Source organism: Exiguobacterium sp. s80 (genome assembly GCF_018618725.1).
Lineage (GTDB): Bacteria > Bacillota > Bacilli > Exiguobacteriales > Exiguobacteriaceae > Exiguobacterium_A > Exiguobacterium_A oxidotolerans.
Window position 1 is genome coordinate 36,263 of sequence record NZ_JACSMP010000011.1, and the last position, 18,172, is coordinate 54,434.

General features: G+C 47.5%; 21 protein-coding genes and 2 other annotated features. All 21 genes read right to left on the reverse strand.

Annotated elements, in window-relative coordinates; genetic code table 11:
• Nucleotides 1-56: 56 nt before the first annotated feature.
• Entirely contained in the window at nucleotides 57-563 is a 507-nt protein-coding gene (rplJ, locus tag KNP94_RS14675; RefSeq protein ID WP_029332251.1) for a 50S ribosomal protein L10, read from the reverse strand.
• A 50-nt stretch (nucleotides 564-613) separates the two neighbouring features.
• Nucleotides 614-768 (reverse strand) — a sequence feature (ribosomal protein L10 leader region).
• Nucleotides 769-822: 54 nt separating this feature from the next.
• Entirely contained in the window at nucleotides 823-1,509 is a 687-nt protein-coding gene (rplA, locus tag KNP94_RS14680; RefSeq protein WP_029332250.1) for a 50S ribosomal protein L1, read from the reverse strand.
• Nucleotides 1,510-1,626: 117 nt separating this feature from the next.
• Complete coding sequence (gene rplK / locus KNP94_RS14685; protein WP_012368996.1) at nucleotides 1,627-2,052, reverse strand: 50S ribosomal protein L11; 426 nt, start codon at nucleotides 2,050-2,052, stop codon at nucleotides 1,627-1,629.
• Nucleotides 2,053-2,201: 149 nt separating this feature from the next.
• Nucleotides 2,202-2,753: a transcription termination/antitermination protein NusG gene (nusG, locus tag KNP94_RS14690; protein ID WP_088836003.1), complete on the reverse strand. Its 552-nt coding sequence runs from the start codon at nucleotides 2,751-2,753 to the stop codon at nucleotides 2,202-2,204.
• An 18-nt stretch (nucleotides 2,754-2,771) separates the two neighbouring features.
• Nucleotides 2,772-2,942: a preprotein translocase subunit SecE gene (secE, locus tag KNP94_RS14695; protein WP_029332248.1), complete on the reverse strand. Its 171-nt coding sequence runs from the start codon at nucleotides 2,940-2,942 to the stop codon at nucleotides 2,772-2,774.
• 44 nt (nucleotides 2,943-2,986) lie between these two features.
• Nucleotides 2,987-3,133 carry a 50S ribosomal protein L33 gene (rpmG, locus tag KNP94_RS14700; RefSeq protein ID WP_029332247.1) on the reverse strand — a complete coding sequence of 49 codons (147 nt, stop codon included), beginning with the start codon at nucleotides 3,131-3,133 and terminating at the stop codon, nucleotides 2,987-2,989.
• Between the two features lie 156 nt (nucleotides 3,134-3,289).
• Nucleotides 3,290-3,934, reverse strand: coding sequence for an RNA polymerase sporulation sigma factor SigH (sigH, locus tag KNP94_RS14705; RefSeq protein WP_088836002.1), 645 nt, complete (start codon nucleotides 3,932-3,934; stop codon nucleotides 3,290-3,292).
• Between the two features lie 179 nt (nucleotides 3,935-4,113).
• On the reverse strand, nucleotides 4,114-4,644 hold the full coding sequence (locus KNP94_RS14710) for an NYN domain-containing protein (RefSeq protein WP_088836001.1): 531 nt from the start codon (nucleotides 4,642-4,644) through the stop codon (nucleotides 4,114-4,116).
• Nucleotides 4,641-5,402: a 23S rRNA (guanosine(2251)-2'-O)-methyltransferase RlmB gene (gene rlmB / locus KNP94_RS14715; RefSeq protein WP_088838388.1), complete on the reverse strand. Its 762-nt coding sequence runs from the start codon at nucleotides 5,400-5,402 to the stop codon at nucleotides 4,641-4,643. Before rlmB ends, KNP94_RS14710 begins: the two co-directional genes overlap by 4 nt.
• Nucleotides 5,403-5,481: 79 nt before the next feature.
• The gene (locus KNP94_RS14720; RefSeq protein WP_088836000.1) at nucleotides 5,482-5,886 is read right to left on the reverse strand and encodes a Mini-ribonuclease 3; all 405 of its coding nucleotides are present in this window, start codon (nucleotides 5,884-5,886) and stop codon (nucleotides 5,482-5,484) included.
• Complete coding sequence (cysS, locus tag KNP94_RS14725; protein WP_088835999.1) at nucleotides 5,883-7,280, reverse strand: cysteine--tRNA ligase; 1,398 nt, start codon at nucleotides 7,278-7,280, stop codon at nucleotides 5,883-5,885. The genes KNP94_RS14720 and cysS overlap by 4 nt, the downstream gene beginning before the upstream one ends.
• Nucleotides 7,234-7,917, reverse strand: a complete 684-nt coding sequence (gene cysE, locus KNP94_RS14730) for a serine O-acetyltransferase (RefSeq protein ID WP_214805997.1) — start codon at nucleotides 7,915-7,917, stop codon at nucleotides 7,234-7,236. Before cysE ends, cysS begins: the two co-directional genes overlap by 47 nt.
• A 45-nt stretch (nucleotides 7,918-7,962) precedes the next feature.
• Nucleotides 7,963-8,180, reverse strand: a binding site (T-box leader).
• Nucleotides 8,180-9,625: a glutamate--tRNA ligase gene (gene gltX, locus KNP94_RS14735; protein WP_215115906.1), complete on the reverse strand. Its 1,446-nt coding sequence runs from the start codon at nucleotides 9,623-9,625 to the stop codon at nucleotides 8,180-8,182. (Overlaps the previous feature by 1 nt.)
• A gap of 44 nt (nucleotides 9,626-9,669) precedes the next feature.
• Nucleotides 9,670-10,152, reverse strand: coding sequence for a 2-C-methyl-D-erythritol 2,4-cyclodiphosphate synthase (gene ispF / locus KNP94_RS14740; RefSeq protein WP_029332239.1), 483 nt, complete (start codon nucleotides 10,150-10,152; stop codon nucleotides 9,670-9,672).
• A 2-nt stretch (nucleotides 10,153-10,154) separates the two neighbouring features.
• Nucleotides 10,155-10,838 (reverse strand): 2-C-methyl-D-erythritol 4-phosphate cytidylyltransferase, encoded by a 684-nt coding sequence (gene ispD / locus KNP94_RS14745; protein WP_215115907.1) that lies wholly within the window; start codon nucleotides 10,836-10,838, stop codon nucleotides 10,155-10,157.
• Between the two features lie 51 nt (nucleotides 10,839-10,889).
• Nucleotides 10,890-11,981, reverse strand: coding sequence for a PIN/TRAM domain-containing protein (locus KNP94_RS14750; protein WP_088835995.1), 1,092 nt, complete (start codon nucleotides 11,979-11,981; stop codon nucleotides 10,890-10,892).
• A gap of 130 nt (nucleotides 11,982-12,111) precedes the next feature.
• Complete coding sequence (gene radA / locus KNP94_RS14755) at nucleotides 12,112-13,488, reverse strand: DNA repair protein RadA (RefSeq protein WP_029332236.1); 1,377 nt, start codon at nucleotides 13,486-13,488, stop codon at nucleotides 12,112-12,114.
• 77 nt (nucleotides 13,489-13,565) lie between these two features.
• A complete protein-coding gene (gene clpC, locus KNP94_RS14760) occupies nucleotides 13,566-16,013 on the reverse strand; it encodes an ATP-dependent protease ATP-binding subunit ClpC (protein WP_088835994.1) in 2,448 nt (815 codons plus the stop codon).
• Nucleotides 16,013-17,086 (reverse strand): protein arginine kinase, encoded by a 1,074-nt coding sequence (locus tag KNP94_RS14765; protein WP_214846401.1) that lies wholly within the window; start codon nucleotides 17,084-17,086, stop codon nucleotides 16,013-16,015. Before KNP94_RS14765 ends, clpC begins: the two co-directional genes overlap by 1 nt.
• Nucleotides 17,079-17,507 (reverse strand): hypothetical protein, encoded by a 429-nt coding sequence (locus tag KNP94_RS14770; RefSeq protein WP_088835992.1) that lies wholly within the window; start codon nucleotides 17,505-17,507, stop codon nucleotides 17,079-17,081. Before KNP94_RS14770 ends, KNP94_RS14765 begins: the two co-directional genes overlap by 8 nt.
• Nucleotides 17,508-17,524: 17 nt before the next feature.
• Nucleotides 17,525-17,980: a CtsR family transcriptional regulator gene (locus KNP94_RS14775; RefSeq protein WP_088835991.1), complete on the reverse strand. Its 456-nt coding sequence runs from the start codon at nucleotides 17,978-17,980 to the stop codon at nucleotides 17,525-17,527.
• Nucleotides 17,981-18,172: the final 192 nt, after the last annotated feature.

Consider the following 18,172-nt stretch of genomic DNA (forward strand, 5'->3'; position numbering starts at 1 on the left):
TTAGCCCACGTTGGGGTTTGAAAAATTGTGTGTTTGCCTATCCCGCTAAGCGGACATTAAGCAGATTGTTCTTCTTTTTGCTCTGCGATTGCGTTCGTTGCCACCGCGAGACCACGGATTGGCGCTTGAAGCACGCTGAGGAGCATTGAAAGGAGACCTTCGCGTGATGGAAGTTCTGCAAGGGCTTTGACATCTTCTACTGAAGTGACTTTGCCTTCGATGATACCACCTTTAAGTTCGAGAGCCTTGTGTTCTTTAGAGAAGTTGTTCAAGATCTTAGCTGGCGCGATAACGTCTTCATTGCTGAATGCGATCGCACTAGGACCAGTGAATACTTCGTCAAGACCTTCAAGGTTGCTTTGAACTGCTGCGCGGCGAAGGAGACCGTTTTTGTAAACTTTGAATTCAACACCCGCTTCGCGGAGTTGTTTACGAAGTTCAGTGACTTCGTCTACTGTGAGACCACGGTAGTCGACGACGATTGTTCCAGCGCTCGCTTGCATTTTCTCAGCGATCTCAGATACGAGATCCGCTTTGACAGCGATAACTTTTTCGTTTGCCATTTCTGTTGCACCTCCTGGTAAATAAATTGTACCGGCGCGAGGGGCTGCTCGATTTCAAATAAAAAGCCTCCTTCTGCAGGGCAGAGGAGGCGTAATCGTCAAAAAGGATACCTGAACAAACAGGCTCTCTGAGCAAGAACACCTCGGAAGGGTTTAAGCTCAATCGATGAGCACCTTCTGTCTACGGTATGTCGAATATATCAACGTTTTATACTGTAACAGCGTTCTTAGAACGTTGTCAAGTTCGTTTTAGACGAAATTATTTCGCGAAGTCAGCTGAAGATACTTTAACACCAGGACCCATTGTAGAAGCGATCGCGATGTTTTTAAGGTAAACACCTTTAGCAGTAGCAGGCTTAACTTTTACGAGAGTTTCCATAACGGTAGTGATGTTTTCAACCAACTTCTCGTTATCGAATGATTTTTTACCGACAGGAACGTGGATGTTACCTGATTTGTCGACACGGTACTCAACTTTACCAGCTTTGATATCGTTGATTGCTTTTGTGACGTCAAATGTAACAGTTCCTGTTTTCGGGTTAGGCATGAGGCCTTTAGGTCCGAGAACACGACCGAGTTTACCAACTTCACCCATCATGTCAGGTGTCGCAACGATAACATCGAAGTCGAACCATCCTTTTTGGATTTTAGCGATATACTCAGAATCACCAGCGTAATCTGCTCCAGCAGCTTCCGCTTCTTTCAATTTCTCACCTTTCGCGAAGACGAGAACGCGTTGTGTTTTACCAGTACCGTGTGGCAATACGACTGCTCCACGGATTTGTTGATCTGCTTTCTTCGGATCGACTCCGAGACGAACAGCAAGTTCAATCGTTTCATCGAATTTCGCTGTTGCAGACTTTTTAGTTAAGTCTACAGCTTCAGCGAGTTCGTATGAAACCGTACGATCGATAAGTTTAGCAGCTTCTTTGTACTTCTTACCCATTTTAGGTTCCTCCTTTGTGGTTGTGCGGAAAATCCTCCCACATAATGAAAGGGTAGCAAGGCTTCAATTAACTATCCGCCTGCGACCCTCATCGTTGTTCATTGTAATTCGAAAGACTTAGTCTTCGATTACGATACCCATAGAACGTGCAGTACCTTCAACCATCAACATCGCTGTTTCAACAGATGCTGCGTTGAGGTCTGGCATTTTCGTTTCAGCGATTTCGCGAACTTTGTCACGTTTGACAGTCGCTACTTTCTTACGGTTAGGCTCGCCTGAACCGCTCTCGATTCCAGCTGCTTTCTTCAAGAGAACTGCTGCTGGTGGAGTTTTAGTAATAAACGTAAATGAACGATCTTCAAAAACCGTGATGACTACAGGGATAATCAAGCCGGCTTGGTCTTGTGTACGAGCGTTGAACTCTTTACAGAAGCCCATGATGTTCACACCTGCTTGACCGAGTGCCGGTCCAACTGGTGGAGCTGGGTTTGCTTTGCCCGCAGGAATTTGAAGTTTAACTAGTTTCATAACCTTCTTCGCCACGAGACACACCTCCTTAATTCTTTAATGTGGTTTAATTGGACGTTGCGCGTCCTCCCACTCATTCTATTCGACGAGTTATTTATCGAAATAAGCACAACATCAAACAGGAAAAATTGTACCATTAAAACAAAACATTCGCAATAGGAAACTTAATCGATTTTTTCAACTTGTGAAAAATCGAGTTCTACTTTCGTTTCGCGACCGAACATATCTACAGAAACTTTCATTTTTTCTGTTTCTGTATCAAGCTCTTCAACCGTTCCTTCAAGGTTCTCGAAGGCACCCTCTTTGATTCGGACGATTTGACCGAGTGAGTAGTCATAACGACTCTTCATGTCGACAAGTCCCATTGAACCAAGGATGTTTTCAGCTTCTTCAGGAAGAAGCGGCGTCGGTTTCGATCCACCACCCACTGAACCGAGGAATCCGGTTACGTTCGGTGTGTTACGAACAACATACCAAGAATCATCCGTCATGACCATTTCAACGAGGACATACCCCGGGAAAATCTTAACTTCACGCTCTTTGATTTTTGTTTCGCCTTTTTTATTCGTTACTTCTTCCTGTACCGTTTCAATCGGAACGAGTACACGGAAGATTTTCTCGTCCATGTTCATAGACTCGATCCGACGTTCAAGGTTAGCCTTGACGTTGTTTTCGAATCCAGAGTACGTTTGGACGACAAACCACTGTTTATCCATGGTACGCCACCTCTTCTTTTACTTAATCAACCAACTCATGAGTGCGCTGAGACCAGAATCGATACCAAAGATGAAGACGCCCATGAAGATAACCATACCGATTACCGTCAATGTGTACTTCGTCAATTCTTTTCGTTTTGGCCAGCTCGTCTTTTTCAGTTCATTCCATACGTCACGCAAAAATTTCATCGTACTTTCCCTCCAGGATGTATTAAATCGGGATAGATGAAGCCTTATTTCGCTTCTTTATGAATCGTATGCGCGTTACAACGCCGACAGAATTTTTTCAATTCCAAGCGGACTGTGACATCCTCTTTTTTCATCGTCGTATAATCGCGGGCACCGCAAATATCACAAGCAAGGCCTACTTTCTTCGCCATCTCAAAAGACCTCCTTCTTTGCCGCTCTCTCTCTCGAACGGAGGAGATTCCTCCAAAAAAGAGCGTAAAAAAAAACGCCTATGAGCGGCGTCTCGCTAGTAAGGCGCTATTTATACAGTAGCATACGGTAGTCGGATTGGTCAATCCACCTCGCGGTTAGACAATCAACTCACGTGCCTCGAGGTATCGCTCCAGTTTCCGTTTGACACGCTGTAACGCGTTATCAATTGATTTGACGTGGCGATCGAGATCATCCGAAATCTCTTGGTACGTTCTTCCGTCGAGATAAAGTGCCAACACTTTTCGTTCTAAGTCACTAAGAATTTCATCCATCTTCGTTTCGATGTCTGCATACTCTTCTCGGTTGACGATCAAGATTTGCGGATCCGATGGTGCCGTTGAAGTGATGATATCAAGCAACGTCCGTTCAGAAGATTCATCATCATAAATTGGTTTATCGAGCGAGATGTACGAATTGAGAGGAATATGTTTTTGACGGGTCGCCGTCTTGATTGCCGTGATCATTTGCCGTGTGATGCAGAGTTCGGCAAATCCTTTAAAAGAAGCCAACTTATCAGTCCGGTAGTCACGTACTGCTTTGTATAGGCCAATCATACCTTCTTGAATGATATCTTCGCGGTCCGCACCAATCAAAAAATATGACCGGGCCTTCGCACGTACGAAGTTACGATAGCGCTCGATCAAAAATTCAAGGGCATCGCTATTATCGAATACCTTCGCTTGTTCCACAAGCGCCTCATCAGACATGCACTCAAACTGGTCGAACGAAACCAAACTCATCCTTCATCCCTCCAAGCTTCTATGACGAACTAATCAATTGCCTACAATTATACAATAATTTCCTATCCTGCGACAGTGAAAATTGGCATGACCTCTTTTTATCTGTATTTCGCCCTTAAAAAAACCGCCTTCTCGACAGGTACGTCAAGAAAACGGTTTATTTTTAAGGGGAGACCCCCTTACTGATCTGAATTTTTTCTTCTTCGGATTTGTTCAAGCCGTTCGATGACATCTGCCGGCAAATCGATAGTCGACCGCGGTTTCTTGCTCGTCTTCGACATCGTCGTCTGTCCCTGAATGACGGCGACCGCTGCTTTCCAGTCCCGTCTCAACTCTTGTGCCGAGATGCGGAGTGCGCCGAGCGTAAAGATCACCCATTGTTCCGTGAAGTCGTTCGTCGCGACCGTCAGCTTGACACGGATGTCTTGTAACCACTCGGCTGCCGTTTTTTCTATCCATTCGTCAGCAGTTTCATTCTCGCGTGTATAAATGACCTCGAGTCCACTCTTTTTTAAACGTGACTCGCGCCCTGGCTGAAGATAGGCATCAAAGACGATGGTGACACTAATTCCTGTCACTGCCTGATATTCCGCCATTGCATCGACCAATCGTTCCCGTGCTAATTCAAAATCTTGCTCCCGCAATGTCCGGAATTCCGGCCATGCGCCAATGATATTGTAGCCATCAACGATCAGACGGTCATATTTCATCGCGCGTACGGCTTTCTCGTCCGGTACACTTCATACAATAAGAGTGACGCGGCAACGGAAGCATTGAGTGACGTGACATGGCCCGCCATCGGAAGGTGGACAAGGAAATCACATTTCTCTCGGACGAGGCGACTCATCCCTTTTCCTTCACTACCAATGACGATTCCAAGCGGCATCGTTCCGTCAAGCGTCCGGTAATCATCACTTTCACGCGCATCCGTCCCGACGAACCAAAGTCCTTTTTTCTTGAGGTCTTCCATCGTCCGCGTTAAGTTCGTCACGCGAACGACCGGAATATGCTCGATTGCACCCGTCGATGCTTTTGCGACGACTTGTGTCAATCCGACCGAGCGCCGTTTCGGAATGATGACCCCGTGCGCACCGACAGCGTCTGCCGTCCGAAGAATCGAACCGAGGTTATGCGGGTCTTCCAGCTCGTCGAGTAAGACGATGAGTGGTGTCTCATCCTTCTTCTCTGCTAAGGCAAAGATATCGTCGAGTTCCGCGTATTCATAGGCGGCAACTGCCGCAACGACACCTTGGTGGTTGTCGCTCCCTGTCAGACCATGCAGTTTTGAACGGGGGACGATTTGAATTTGGACATTCGCTTCTTGCGCCATCGCATGGATGACGGCGAGTGGACCTTTTTGTTGACCTTCCTGGATAAAGAGTTTATTCATTTCGCGTCCACTTCGTAACGCTTCGAGAACGGGATTTCGTCCGTAAAGGAAATCCTGCCCTTCCGCGAGTGGTTCGATGACGACCGGGTCCTCTTGTTTCTTTTCAACACGTTTTCGCTTTTCGCCAGTCTTAGGGCGCTGTCCTTGATCGACTGGGTTATTTTCCGTCTGTCGTTTCGGCTTCGAGTAATTCGAACGCTTGCCCGATGAGTTCTTCAAGACGATCCCCTCCTTCTGAAAGATAAATGTAGCCTAACAATGCTTCGAACGCCGTCGCGTAGCGGTACGTATGGACATCCGTACTTTTTGGTACAGAACCGGACTTCGCATTTTTCCCACGCCGGACGACGGCTTGTTCCTCTTCTGTCAGTGTTCCCTGATTGAGCCAATGTGTAACGACGGTCGCCTGTGCTTGCGCCCGGACATACTGGACCGCTGCTTGATGCAACTCGCCTGGTTTGACGAAACCACGGTCAAGTAGTCGCTCTCTTACATGCATCTCATAGACGACGTCTCCCATATAGGCGAGCGCGAGCGCGTTCAATTGTTTATAGTTCTTCATCCGCGCTTCCACCGCATCCCTTGCGCTGTATCTTCAAGCAAGATGCCCTGGTCGCGTAACTGATCGCGGATTTCATCTGCCCGTCCGAAATCACGATTTTTCCGTGCTTCGTTTCGTTCTGTGATCAACTGTTCGACTTCTTCGTCGAGCAGTCCGCGGTCGACCGTCAACGTTACACCTAATACGCCCGACAATTCATTGAAAACGGTCAGGAAGCGCTCAAGAACTTCTTTTGACACTTGTGCTTCTGCAAGATAAAGATTTGCTTCTTTCGATAAATCGAACAAATCCGTTACAGCGTTCGCTGTATTGAAGTCATCATCCATCGACGTGATGAAATGTTGCTTGATGTCTTCAATCCGCTTTAACCATTTTTCGTTTGCCGTTCCGAGATCTGCCGTCATCGCGAGACGATGCTCGACGTTTGCGACCGACTCCCGAATTCGCGCGAGACCGTTGACCGCTTGATCAATCAGCTCACGGCTGTAGTTGATCGGATGACGATACTGAACAGACAGCATGAAGAAGCGTAAGACCATTGGATCGACGACTTGAATCGCTTCATGGACCGTCAAAAAGTTTCCGAGTGATTTCGACATCTTCTCGTTTTCGATGTTGACGAATCCATTGTGCATCCAGTAGTTCGCGAATTTTTGAGAATTGCATGCTTCCGACTGGGCAATTTCATTTTCATGGTGCGGGAATTTCAAGTCTTGTCCACCGGCATGGATATCAATCGTATCGCCAAGGTATTTCTTTGCCATCGCCGAGCACTCGATGTGCCAGCCCGGACGTCCTTCACCCCATGGACTTGTCCAAGACGGTTCGTCCGGCTTAACGGCTTTCCAAAGAACGAAATCGAGTGGATCTTCTTTTTTCTCGCCGACTTCAATCCGCGCGCCCGATTGTAATTCATCAATCGATTGCTGACTCAACTGACCATACGTCTCAAAACTCCGTGTCCGGAAGTAGACATCTCCGCCTGAAGCATAGGCATTCCCTTTTTCAACGAGAACTTTGATGAAGTCGATGATATCATCCATCGTCTCCGTAACGAGCGGATGGACGTCCGCTTGTTGCACGTTCAAAGCGCCCGTATCTGCATGATACGCGGCAATGAAACGTTTCGTTAAGTCATGATAATCTTCACCGAGTTCATTTGCCGTCCGAATGATTTTATCATCGACATCCGTAAAGTTCGAGACATACTGAACCTCATAACCGCGGTACGTAAAGTAGCGGCGGACTGTATCGAAGACGATTGCCGGGCGGGCATTACCAATGTGGATATAGTTATAGACGGTCGGTCCACAGACGTACATCTTGACCTTACCTTCTTCTAACGGTTTAAATGGTTCCTTTTTTCCGGTCATGCTGTTGTAGAGTTGTATCATTCCGAAGTCCTCCTTTGATTCGTTCAATTTCCCGTTTTAGTTCATCGATTTCAATTTCAATCCGTTCCTGGCACTCACTAACAGGATCCGGTAGACGGTGATCGAGAGGGGCCTCGACTTTCATTCCGTCCTGGATGACGACACGTCCCGGAATCCCGACGACGGTTGCGTTAGCAGGGACGTCTTTCAGGACGACTGAGCTTGCCCCGATTTTTGATGCATCCCCGACCGAAATATCACCGAGTACACGTGCTCCGGCTGAAACGAGCACGCCATTACCGAGCGTCGGATGACGTTTGCCCGTCTCTTTGCCCGTCCCGCCGAGCGTCACGCCTTGAAAAATCGTCACATCGTCGCCAATGATGGCTGTTTCTCCGATGACGACACCCATCCCATGGTCGATGAAGAAGCGACGACCAATCGTCGCACCCGGATGAATTTCGATCCCTGTCAAGAAGCGGCTGAACTGTGAAATGCTTCGCCCCAGTAACTTTAAGTTCAACTTCCATAACCGATGGGCTACACGGTGCATCCAAATCGCATGTAAGCCGGGGTACGTCAAGATGACTTCAATGCTACTGCGTGCAGACGGGTCTTGGTTGAATACATTGCGAATGTCTTCTCGTATACGTGTCATGTTCAATCTCCTCTCCATAAGAAAAAGCGCCTCCGTGCATCGCTGCACAGAGACGCTAATTAGCGCGGTCCCACTCTGTTTGGACGAATCAATCGTCCCTCTCCGTGTCCGTTAACGCCGGAGATACGTCTACGCCTACTCTCACTGATTTCGGGTAGCACTCAGAGGGGCATTTCATGGCAATTTTCTTCAAGCTCTCGCACCACACAAGCTTGTCTCTGGAGAAGAAACATTGACACTACTTTCCTCATCTACGCTTTATTTATACGTCTAGTCGCGCAAGTACGCGGTCTTTTCCTAATAGTTGAATCGTATTCGGAAGTTCTGGACCATGTGTTTGCCCCGTCGTTGCGACGCGGATTGGCATGAACAGATTTTTTCCTTTTTGACCGGTTGCTTTTTGTGTTGCCTTAATCGATGCTTTGATCGCTTCCGGCGTCCACTCTTTAAGTGTCCGCAATTGGTTCGCGAATTCAGCTAAGACGGTCGGAACCGTTTCGCCACTCAAGACAGTGTTTGCTTCTTCATCATACACCACTTCATCTTCAAAAAACATCTCTGAAAGCTCAACGACTTCCGCTCCGTGTGTCATCTGCTCACGGTAAAGTCCGACGAGGTTCTTCGCCCAGTCGAGTTCTTCTGCTGACGGCTCGTTTGAGACGCGTCCTGCTGCTTGAAGGAATGGAAGACTCGCTTCGAATACTTCTTCGAACGATTGATGTTTCATGTACTGCCCATTGATCCAAGCGAGTTTTTGTTGATCGAAAACAGCTGGACTCTTCGACAGGCGGGACGCATCAAAGATCTCGATGAATTCTTCTTTCGTAAAGATTTCTTGTTCTCCGACCGGCGACCAACCAAGCAACGTCACGAAGTTAAGTAACGCTTCCGGGAGATACCCGAGGTCTTTATACTGCTCGATGTACTGAATGATTGATTGATCACGTTTCGACAGTTTTTTATGCTCTTCGTTGACGATGAGCGTCATGTGACCAAATGTTGGATACTCCCAACCGAACGCATCATAAATCATCATCTGTTTCGGCGTGTTCGAGATGTGGTCGTCTCCACGTAAGACATGGCTGATTGCCATCAAGTGATCGTCGACGACAACGGCGAAGTTATACGTCGGAATCCCGTCTTTTTTGACGATGACCCAGTCCCCGAAGTCTTTTGATTCAAACGATACGTCTTCTTTGACGATATCGTTCCACGTATATGTCACGCTTTCCGGTACACGAATCCGAATCGATGGTGTCCGTCCTTCTGCGACAAATGCGTCTTCTTGTTCTTGCGATAAATCTCGGTGTGCACCTGAATAACGCGGTGCTTCACCACGTGCAATTTGTGCTTCACGTTCCGCCTCAAGTTCTTCCGAGGTCATGTAGCAACGGTAGGCGAGTCCTTTTTCAAGTAACTCGTCTGTGTATTTTTGATAAAGATCAAGCCGTTCCATTTGGAAGTAAGGACCGTAATCGCCACCGCGGCCTGGACCTTCATCCCAATCGATTCCGAGCCACTCGAGGTACTTCATCTGACTTTCAACGCCACCATCAATGTTTCGTTTTTGGTCCGTATCCTCAATCCGTAAAATCATTTTCCCGCCCGCATGACGTGCGAACAAATAGTTGAATAAAGCCGTCCGTGCATTCCCAATATGAAGGTGCCCGGTCGGACTTGGTGCATAACGTACACGTACTTCTGCCATTGCCGATCACTCCTTTAGTCTCAAATTCGCTTAATTAGTATACCTTATTCTTCGATTCGTTTCAGCAGAATCACAGCTTGGCACGCAATTCCTTCTTCACGCCCTGTAAACCCGAGCCATTCCGTTGTCGTCGCTTTGACATTGATCTGCTCGATGTCCGCTTCAAGCAGTTCCGCAATCCGCGCACGCATCGTATCGATGTACGGGCGTAATTTAGGCGCTTGCGCGATGACGGTCGCGTCTAAGTTACTCAATTCATATCCTTTACGCTTGACGAGTGCATAGACATGTTCGAGCAGTTTAGCAGAGTCCGCATCTTTGAACTCAGGATCGGTGTCCGGAAAATGTTTGCCGATATCCCCTTCTGCAATCGCTCCGAGTGCTGCATCCGCAATCGTATGGAGCAAGACGTCTGCATCCGAGTGACCGAGTAATCCTTTCGTATGTGGGATTTCAATCCCGCCTAAAATGAGTTTCCGATCTTCTGCGAATGCATGTACATCAAAACCTTGTCCAATTCGAATCATCGTTATTTCCCTCGTTTCATTAGGATCGCTTCACCAAACCATAAATCATCCGGTGTCGTCACTTTAATATTTTCATACTGACCGGTGACGAGCGTCACCTTTCCTCCGTCCCATTCTATCAAACTTGCATCATCTGTACCTAAATAGTGTTCTGCTGCTTTTTGATGGACAGTTCGGATCATATCGAGGTCGAAGGCTTGCGGCGTTTGAGCTGCCATCAGTTCGTCACGCGGAACCGTTTCGACGATCGTCTCTCCGATGATCCGTTTGACCGTATCTTTGACCGGGACGGCGAGAATCGCTGCTTTGTGCTCGACTGCCGCCGCGACGACGGCATGAATCGCTGTCTGTTCGATGAATGGCCGGGCGCCATCATGAATCAACACGATCCCGGGTGCTTCGATGACTTCCAGTCCGCGTAAGACACTTTCTTGCCGTTCCCGTCCTCCGGCAACAAGGCGTACAGGCGTTGCGTATCGGTCCGTCACTTGCTCAAACCAGACTTGTTCCGCCGGATTGATGGCAAGAATGATTTCTTCACATAAGGGATCGGCTTCAAACACATCGAGTGTCCACTCAATGATTGAACGGTCCCGTAACAGCAGCATCAGTTTATTACGATCTGCGCCCATTCTTTTTCCGGCACCAGCTGCCGGAATGACGACGCGGTATGTCTGTTCTATCACTGCATTCCCTCTTTTCTCATAAGTAAAGACTGCCACAGTTGTGGCAGTCCCTTATTTTTCTTGTGGCTTCGCAAAAATCATCCGTCCAGCAGACGTCTGAAGGACACTCGTCACGACAACACCAATCGTTTTCGAAATCAAGTGTTTACCACCTTCGACGACGACCATCGTGCCATCTTCGAGGTAGGCAATCCCTTGCTTTTGCTCTTTTCCTTCTTTGATGACAAGCACCATCATCTCTTCACCCGGAATCACAACTTGCTTGACGGCATTTGCTAAATCATTGATGTTCAAGACGGGTACGTTCCGGACTTCACACACTTTATTCAAGTTGTAATCGTTCGTAACGACAATTCCTTTCATCAACTCTGCCAGCTTAATCAGTTTGATGTCGACTTCTGGTACATCCTCGAAGTCACCATCATAAATTTCGACTTCCATTCCAGGGATTGATTGGAGTTCTTTTAAGACGTCAAGCCCCCGGCGTCCACGATTTCGTTTTAATGTATCCGATGAATCGGCAATGTATTGAAGTTCCCCAATCACGAACTGCGGAACGATCAGTTTCCCTTCAACAAATCCGGTCTTCGCGATATCTGTGATCCGTCCATCGATGATAACACTCGTATCGAGTACTTTACTGTTTGATTTTGCGACAACAACGGGTTCCGGTGTCGACTTTTTATCCGAGTTACTACTGTTTGACCGTAAAAAGATTTTCGTCAACTCATGCCGTTTGCGATATCCGACCGTAAAGCCGAGGTATCCGAATAAGGCAGTCGCGAAAATGGTTAAGACATTACTAAGCAGCGGAATCCCGACAAGTTCAATCAACATGCTGACGAGAAATGCCATCACGAGACCTAGCAAGAGACCAAATGTTCCAAAGAATAAATCTGCAGCGGGCGCCTTTACTAGTTTTTCTTCTAAAAATCGGAGAAGTCGAATAACCGCATCCGTAATGAATAATCCAATTAATAAAAATATGAGTGCACCAATCGTTCCGGTTACGTATGTCGTCATCAACCATTCCGGGAAAGTCATCCCTGTCGCCGCTTCAATTAATTGAAATAACTGGGGCAATAACAAGACACCAAGCGCAAGACCGAGTAACGCGAAAAAGATTCGAATGATGATTTTCAATCTTCCCACCTCCTTCTATTATTTTAAGTTCATTGTAACATGTATTTATTTGAATCACCTACGCCTTAAGGTGGGGAAACTGTTTACATATCCATTACAGCCTCCCCATCTTTTCCTACATTTCAGGCGTTTAAAACGGGATGGTTTCGCGTAACGCTTCGTCAACACTTTCGACACCGATGACCGTGATGCCGTCCGGATAGGTCCATCCCCCGAGATTGTTTTTCGGAATGATGGCTCGTGTGAATCCGAGCTTCGCAGCTTCTGCGACGCGTTGCTCAATCCGTGAGACGCGCCGGACTTCTCCCGTCAAACCTACTTCACCAATGACGACATCTGTCGGACGTGTCGGCTTGTCGCGAAAACTCGAGGCAATCGCGACACAGACGGCGAGGTCAATCGCCGGTTCATCGAGCTTGACGCCACCAGCTGCTTTCAAATAGGCATCTTGTGTCTGGAGCAGTAAACCAGATCGTTTCTCAAGCACTGCCATCAGCAAGGCCACCTTGTTTTGGTCAATCCCTGTTGCCATACGGCGTGGATTACCGAATGATGTCGGTGAAATCAGGGCTTGTAACTCAACGAGAACAGTCCGTGTCCCCTCCATCGAAGCAACGATTGTCGAACCCGATACACCGGACGTCCGCTCCTCGAGGAAGATTTCCGATGGATTCAAGACTTCTTCTAAACCAGACTCCCGCATTTCAAAGATTCCAATCTCGTTCGTCGAACCAAACCGGTTTTTGACGGCACGGAGGATCCGGAACGTATGGTGACGTTCCCCTTCGAAGTACAGGACGGCATCGACCATGTGTTCGAGTAAACGAGGTCCGGCAATCGAACCTTGTTTCGTGACGTGACCGACGATAAAGATGGCAATGCCGCGACTCTTCGCGATTTTCATCAGCATCGCCGTACATTCACGTACTTGCGTGACGCTACCAGGGGCAGACTGAATTTCATCGATATAGACCGTTTGAATCGAGTCGATGATTAAAAAGCCTGGTTTTTCTTCGTCGACGACCCGCTCAATCATATTCATGTCCGTTTCACTGAGCACGAATAAGTCTTGAGTCGGTAAACCGAGCCGTTCAGCGCGGAGTTTTGTCTGTTTGAGCGATTCCTCACCTGAGATATAGAGGACTTTTTCGCCGCGTTGTGCAAGGCGAGCACTTGTCTGTAACAGAATCGTCGATTTCCCAATCCCCGGGTCACCTCCGACGAGGACCATCGATCCGGGCACAATCCCGCCGCCGAGCACACGGTCAAATTCACTACTCCCCGTGAAGACACGACTTTCTTCTTGTGAGACGATATTTGCGAGACGTTCCGGTTTCAATTGTTTCGTCGTCGTATGGACAAAAGCGGAACCGCGTCGTGCTTTCTTCTCCTCGACGACTTCTTCGACCATCGTATTCCATTCCCCACAGCCGGAGCAGCGTCCCATCCATTTCGGTGACTCCGTCCCACAGCTTTGGCAAACAAATTTCGTCTTCATTTTAGCCACTCTGTTCATCCTTTCTCTATCCAAGAAAAAGCCCAGCTTTCGCTTCGTACTTGCGAAAGCTGGACCCTGTTGATCACTTATTCTGTCGTTGCCGGTTCCACTTGGTGGCGGCGGACGATGAATTCATCGTTTTCTACATCAAGTGCAACACGTTCTCCTTTTTGAATGTCTCCCGCAAGCAATGCTTCCGACAAACGATCCTCAGCTTCTCGTTGAAGTGCACGACGGATTGGGCGAGCTCCGTATTCTGGGTCGTATCCGATGTCGGCAATCTTCGAAAGCGCGGCAGGTGTCAATTCAAAGTGAACCTGTTGTTCCGCAAGGCGTTTTTCGAGAGTCTTCGCCATGAGTTTGACGATCTCTTCGATGTGTTTTTTCTCAAGTGAGTGGAAGACGATCGTTTCGTCAATCCGGTTCAAGAACTCAGGACGGAAGGCTTTCTTCAGTTCGTCCATCACTTTCCCCTTCATGTCTTTGTATTCGCGGTCCGTATCGTCCGACACTGTGAACCCGACGTATTTATTCCGTTTGAGGGCACTTGCACCGACGTTCGACGTCATGACGATGATCGTATTACGGAAATCGACTGTCCGGCCTTTTGAATCCGTAAGACGTCCATCATCGAGCACTTGAAGCAAGATGTTGAAGACTTCAGGGTGAGCTTTTTCAATTTCATCAAGCAAGATGACGGAGTACGGTTTACGGCGTACTTTTTCAGTCAATTGACCGCCTTCTTCATATCCGACATATCCAGGAGGTGAACCGACGAGTCGGCTTGTTGCATGTTTCTCCATGTATTCTGACATGTCGATTCGGATGATGGCATCCTCGTCACCAAACATCGATTCTGCGACGGCACGGGCAAGCTCTGTTTTACCGACACCCGTTGGACCGAGGAAGATGAATGAACCGATTGGACGTTTAGGATCTTTGAGTCCGGCACGTGCGCGACGGATTGCTTTTGAGATTGATTTGACCGCTTCATTTTGACCGATGACCCGACTATGAAGAATTTCTTCGAGACGGAGCAAACGATCGGTTTCTTCTTCAGCGATTTTCGTTACGGGTACGCCCGTCCAGCTCGCGACGACCTGCGCGATATCATCTTTTGTGACTTCAAGCTTCTCATTGCCTTGTTTGTTCTGCCATTCTTCTTTTAAGCGCTCGAGCTCATCGCGAAGTTTTTGCTCAGTGTCGCGTAAGCTTGCTGCTTTTTCGAATTCTTGGCTTTGGACGGCTTCGTCTTTATCTTTTCGGATGCCTTCAAGTTTTGCTTCGACTTCTTTTAAGTTCGGTGGTGCTGTATATGAACGAAGACGAACTTTTGAAGCCGCTTCGTCAATTAAGTCGATTGCTTTATCCGGTAGGAAACGGTCCGAGATGTAACGGTCAGAAAGCGTCACCGCTTCTTGAATCGCTTCATCCGTGATCGTGACACGGTGGTGGGCTTCATAACGGTCACGAAGACCAAACAAGATTTGTGTTGCTTCGTTCGCTGTTGGTTCAGCGACTTGAATTGGTTGGAAACGACGCTCAAGCGCTGCATCTTTTTCGATATATTTGCGGTATTCGTCAAGTGTCGTCGCACCGATACATTGGAGTTCACCGCGCGCGAGTGATGGTTTTAAAATGTTTGACGCATCGATTGCGCCTTCTGCTCCACCTGCACCAATCAATGTGTGCAATTCGTCGATGAAGAGAATGATGTTTCCAGCTTGACGGATTTCATCCATGACCTTTTTCAAACGGTCTTCGAACTCACCACGGTATTTCGTCCCGGCGACGAGCGTCCCCATGTCGAGAACCATGACGCGTTTATTCCGTAACGTTTCCGGCACTTCATTGTTGATGATTTGTTGGGCGAGTCCTTCGACGACAGCTGTTTTACCAACACCTGGCTCCCCAATCAAAACCGGGTTGTTTTTCGTCCGACGACTCAAGACTTCGATGACACGTTGAATTTCTTTTGCGCGTCCGATGACTGGGTCGAGACGTGTCTCACGTGCTTGTTGCGTCAAGTCGCGTGCCAAGCCATCTAGCGTTGGCGTCGCGACGCCTGAGCCTGCTTGTGATGCGTTAGCTGTCGTTTCGCTGTTCCCAAGCAGTTGCAATACTTGCTGACGCGCTTTAGAAAGACTGATTCCAAGGTTGTTTAAGACGCGTGCCGCAACACCTTCACCTTCACGAATCAAGCCGAGTAAGAGGTGCTCCGTGCCGACATACGAATGACCGAGCTTACGTGCTTCATCCATTGAAAGTTCGATGACTTTTTTTGCGCGCGGCGTATAGTGAATCGTCGTCGCACCATCTTGTCCACGACCGATCAATGCTTCGACTTCCATTTGAATTTTATCTGAACTGAGTCCGAGTGCTGTTAAAGCTTTCGCAGCAATCCCATCTCCTTCACGTACAAGCCCGAGTAAAATATGTTCTGTCCCGATATTATGGTGTCCGAGTCGTACCGCTTCTTCCTGTGCAAGTGCGAGTACGCGTTGGGCACGCTCTGTGAATCGTCCAAACATCATTACGCAAAACCTCCTTGTGTGTGATCCCTGTGTTTCTGTTCGGTTAACATCTGACGAATCACATTCGCTCGCTCGATGTCCCGTTCTCTTGTTGTTAATTGATTCCCGAAATGCTTTTGTAGAAAACCTGTTTGTAAGGATACAAGTAAATGATGGAACACATTCGGTGCGAGATTGACAGCTAGTCCTAGCCCATCTGCTAAGCGAACATCGGATAGACGTTCCGTTGCTTCTCGTGCCGTAATTAAACGGGCGGATGTTAAAATGCCATACGACCGGTATAACCGGTCTTCTAGTTCTTCTTGATACATCTCCAATAATCCTTTTCTTGCGGCCTGTTCTGCCTCAATTAATGCTTCAACAGCAAAAAGATAATCCGTAATCAACATATCTTCACTCGCTCCAAGAGTCCGTTGATTCGACAGTTGAAACATCCGCCCAGAGGCGTCGCTGCCTTCACCATACCGGCCACGAATCGCAAAACCAAGCTGTCTCAAGTGCTTGACGTATCCTTGAATTTGATTCGTCAAGACAAGTCCAGGTAGATGCAGCATGACAGAAGCGCGAAGTCCCGTCCCGACATTGCTCGGACAGGTTGTCAAATAACCGAGTGTATCATCAAAGGCAATCTTAAAACGTTCACTAATCAATTGATCGACTTGTTTCGCGATCCGAAAAGCTTCTTCGAGTTGTAGACCCGGAAACAATGTTTGAATCCGGAAATGATCTTCTTCATTCACCATGACGCTAATCTGTTCATCTTCACTAATGAACAATCCCGTCCGTGGATGGGATGCAAGTGCGGGACTGATTAAATGTTTTTCCACTAAAGCAGTCCGTGTCAGCGCATCCGCCTGGTCGACCCGTCCAAATCGGAATCCTTTTAGTCCACTCAACTGGCGTTCCGTTTCATCAATCAGTTCATTCGCCTCTTTTTCCGACAGCATCGTCGAGAACGGATATTGCATCGCATTTCGAGCTAAACGAATCCGTGTCGAGACGACGATGTCATCATAAGGGGCTTGTTGATTCATTTTTTCACTTAAAGGATGCGTCAATAATTCTTTAAACATGGCGCAAATCCTCCTCGACGCTAACAATCTGTTGTTTAATCAGTTCAGCTTCTTCGTAATCTTCTGACAAGACCTTCCGATTGAGTTGTTCTTTTAACCGGCTTAACTGTTGCTTCAAACGCTTTTCGACTGATTCTTCATCAGGGCGTGATCCATAATGTTTGGAGTGGCCATGCTGGAATTGACGGACCATTCCATCGACTTCATCCTTAAATACGGTGTAACACGTCGCACAACCAACTTTTCTCAAATGCAACAACTGTTGTCGTGTCATACCACAAGAAGGACACGTTGTACCTTGATACTCGCGCGCAAGCTCTCGGACACATACAGAACATAAAACACGCTCTGCTCCTTCCGTTTCTTGTGGAAGTTTGACACGTACGATTGCCTCGCGCTCTAAACAACGTTGACATCGCATATGGCATTCCTCCAATGCTACAATCGCTTGATGGTTTGGAGAAGTGATTGCATCAGATGCGCTCGCATCCGGTGTTGATCTTCTACATCCATCGGTAGACTTTCTTTTCGTAACAACGCTTGGATGATAATCGCTTCACGTCGCGTTAATAATTGTTCATTCATTAATCGAATCAAATAATCTTCAGCAGCCTGTTCGGTTAATTGATCACCGACCCAGGCACTCATCTCGTCTAAGAGATCGTGACTATCTAGCAAAACGATTTTCTGAATCCGGATATACCCTCCACCACCACGCTTACTTTCGACAAAATAGCCTTTTTCGACTGTAAAACGTGTGTTGATGACATAATTGATTTGGGAAGGAACACAATCAAAACGCTGGGCAATTTCTTGACGTTTGATTTCAACTTTTGTTTCATCATTTAAGATTTGTTTTAAATAGGCTTCGATGATATCTGTGATGTTTTGCATGGGCACCACCTCTCTGACCATCTTTGACTATTGTTTGATTTAATAGTAATCATCTTAAAAGTGAATTGCAAATAATTTAACTCTAAATGAACATACACAAAAAGACCGACCTGCAAGATGCAGATCGGTCTTTTTCAATTGCCTGGCAACGTCCTATCCTCACAGGGGGAAGCCCCCAACTACTTTCGGCGT

What these genes read in the sequence shown, in the direction of transcription:
- rplA (WP_029332250.1), bottom strand. Translation starts at nt 1,509, where the DNA reads ATGGGTAAGAAGTACAAAGAAGCTGCTAAACTTATCGATCGTACGGTT.
- KNP94_RS14775 (WP_088835991.1), bottom strand. Translation starts at nt 17,980, where the DNA reads ATGCAAAACATCACAGATATCATCGAAGCCTATTTAAAACAAATCTTA.
- KNP94_RS14720 (WP_088836000.1), bottom strand. Translation starts at nt 5,886, where the DNA reads ATGAAGAACTATAAACAATTGAACGCGCTCGCGCTCGCCTATATGGGA.
- gltX (WP_215115906.1), bottom strand. Translation starts at nt 9,625, where the DNA reads ATGGCAGAAGTACGTGTACGTTATGCACCAAGTCCGACCGGGCACCTT.
- nusG (WP_088836003.1), bottom strand. Translation starts at nt 2,753, where the DNA reads ATGGATAAACAGTGGTTTGTCGTCCAAACGTACTCTGGATTCGAAAAC.
- cysS (WP_088835999.1), bottom strand. Translation starts at nt 7,280, where the DNA reads ATGATACAACTCTACAACAGCATGACCGGAAAAAAGGAACCATTTAAA.
- clpC (WP_088835994.1), bottom strand. Translation starts at nt 16,013, where the DNA reads ATGATGTTTGGACGATTCACAGAGCGTGCCCAACGCGTACTCGCACTT.
- KNP94_RS14770 (WP_088835992.1), bottom strand. Translation starts at nt 17,507, where the DNA reads ATGCGATGTCAACGTTGTTTAGAGCGCGAGGCAATCGTACGTGTCAAA.
- ispF (WP_029332239.1), bottom strand. Translation starts at nt 10,152, where the DNA reads ATGATTCGAATTGGACAAGGTTTTGATGTACATGCATTCGCAGAAGAT.
- rpmG (WP_029332247.1), bottom strand. Translation starts at nt 3,133, where the DNA reads ATGGCGAAGAAAGTAGGCCTTGCTTGTGATATTTGCGGTGCCCGCGAT.
- cysE (WP_214805997.1), bottom strand. Translation starts at nt 7,917, where the DNA reads ATGACACGTATACGAGAAGACATTCGCAATGTATTCAACCAAGACCCG.
- sigH (WP_088836002.1), bottom strand. Translation starts at nt 3,934, where the DNA reads ATGAGTTTGGTTTCGTTCGACCAGTTTGAGTGCATGTCTGATGAGGCG.
- secE (WP_029332248.1), bottom strand. Translation starts at nt 2,942, where the DNA reads ATGAAATTTTTGCGTGACGTATGGAATGAACTGAAAAAGACGAGCTGG.
- KNP94_RS14765 (WP_214846401.1), bottom strand. Translation starts at nt 17,086, where the DNA reads ATGTTTAAAGAATTATTGACGCATCCTTTAAGTGAAAAAATGAATCAA.
- KNP94_RS14710 (WP_088836001.1), bottom strand. Translation starts at nt 4,644, where the DNA reads ATGAAATATGACCGTCTGATCGTTGATGGCTACAATATCATTGGCGCA.
- rplJ (WP_029332251.1), bottom strand. Translation starts at nt 563, where the DNA reads ATGGCAAACGAAAAAGTTATCGCTGTCAAAGCGGATCTCGTATCTGAG.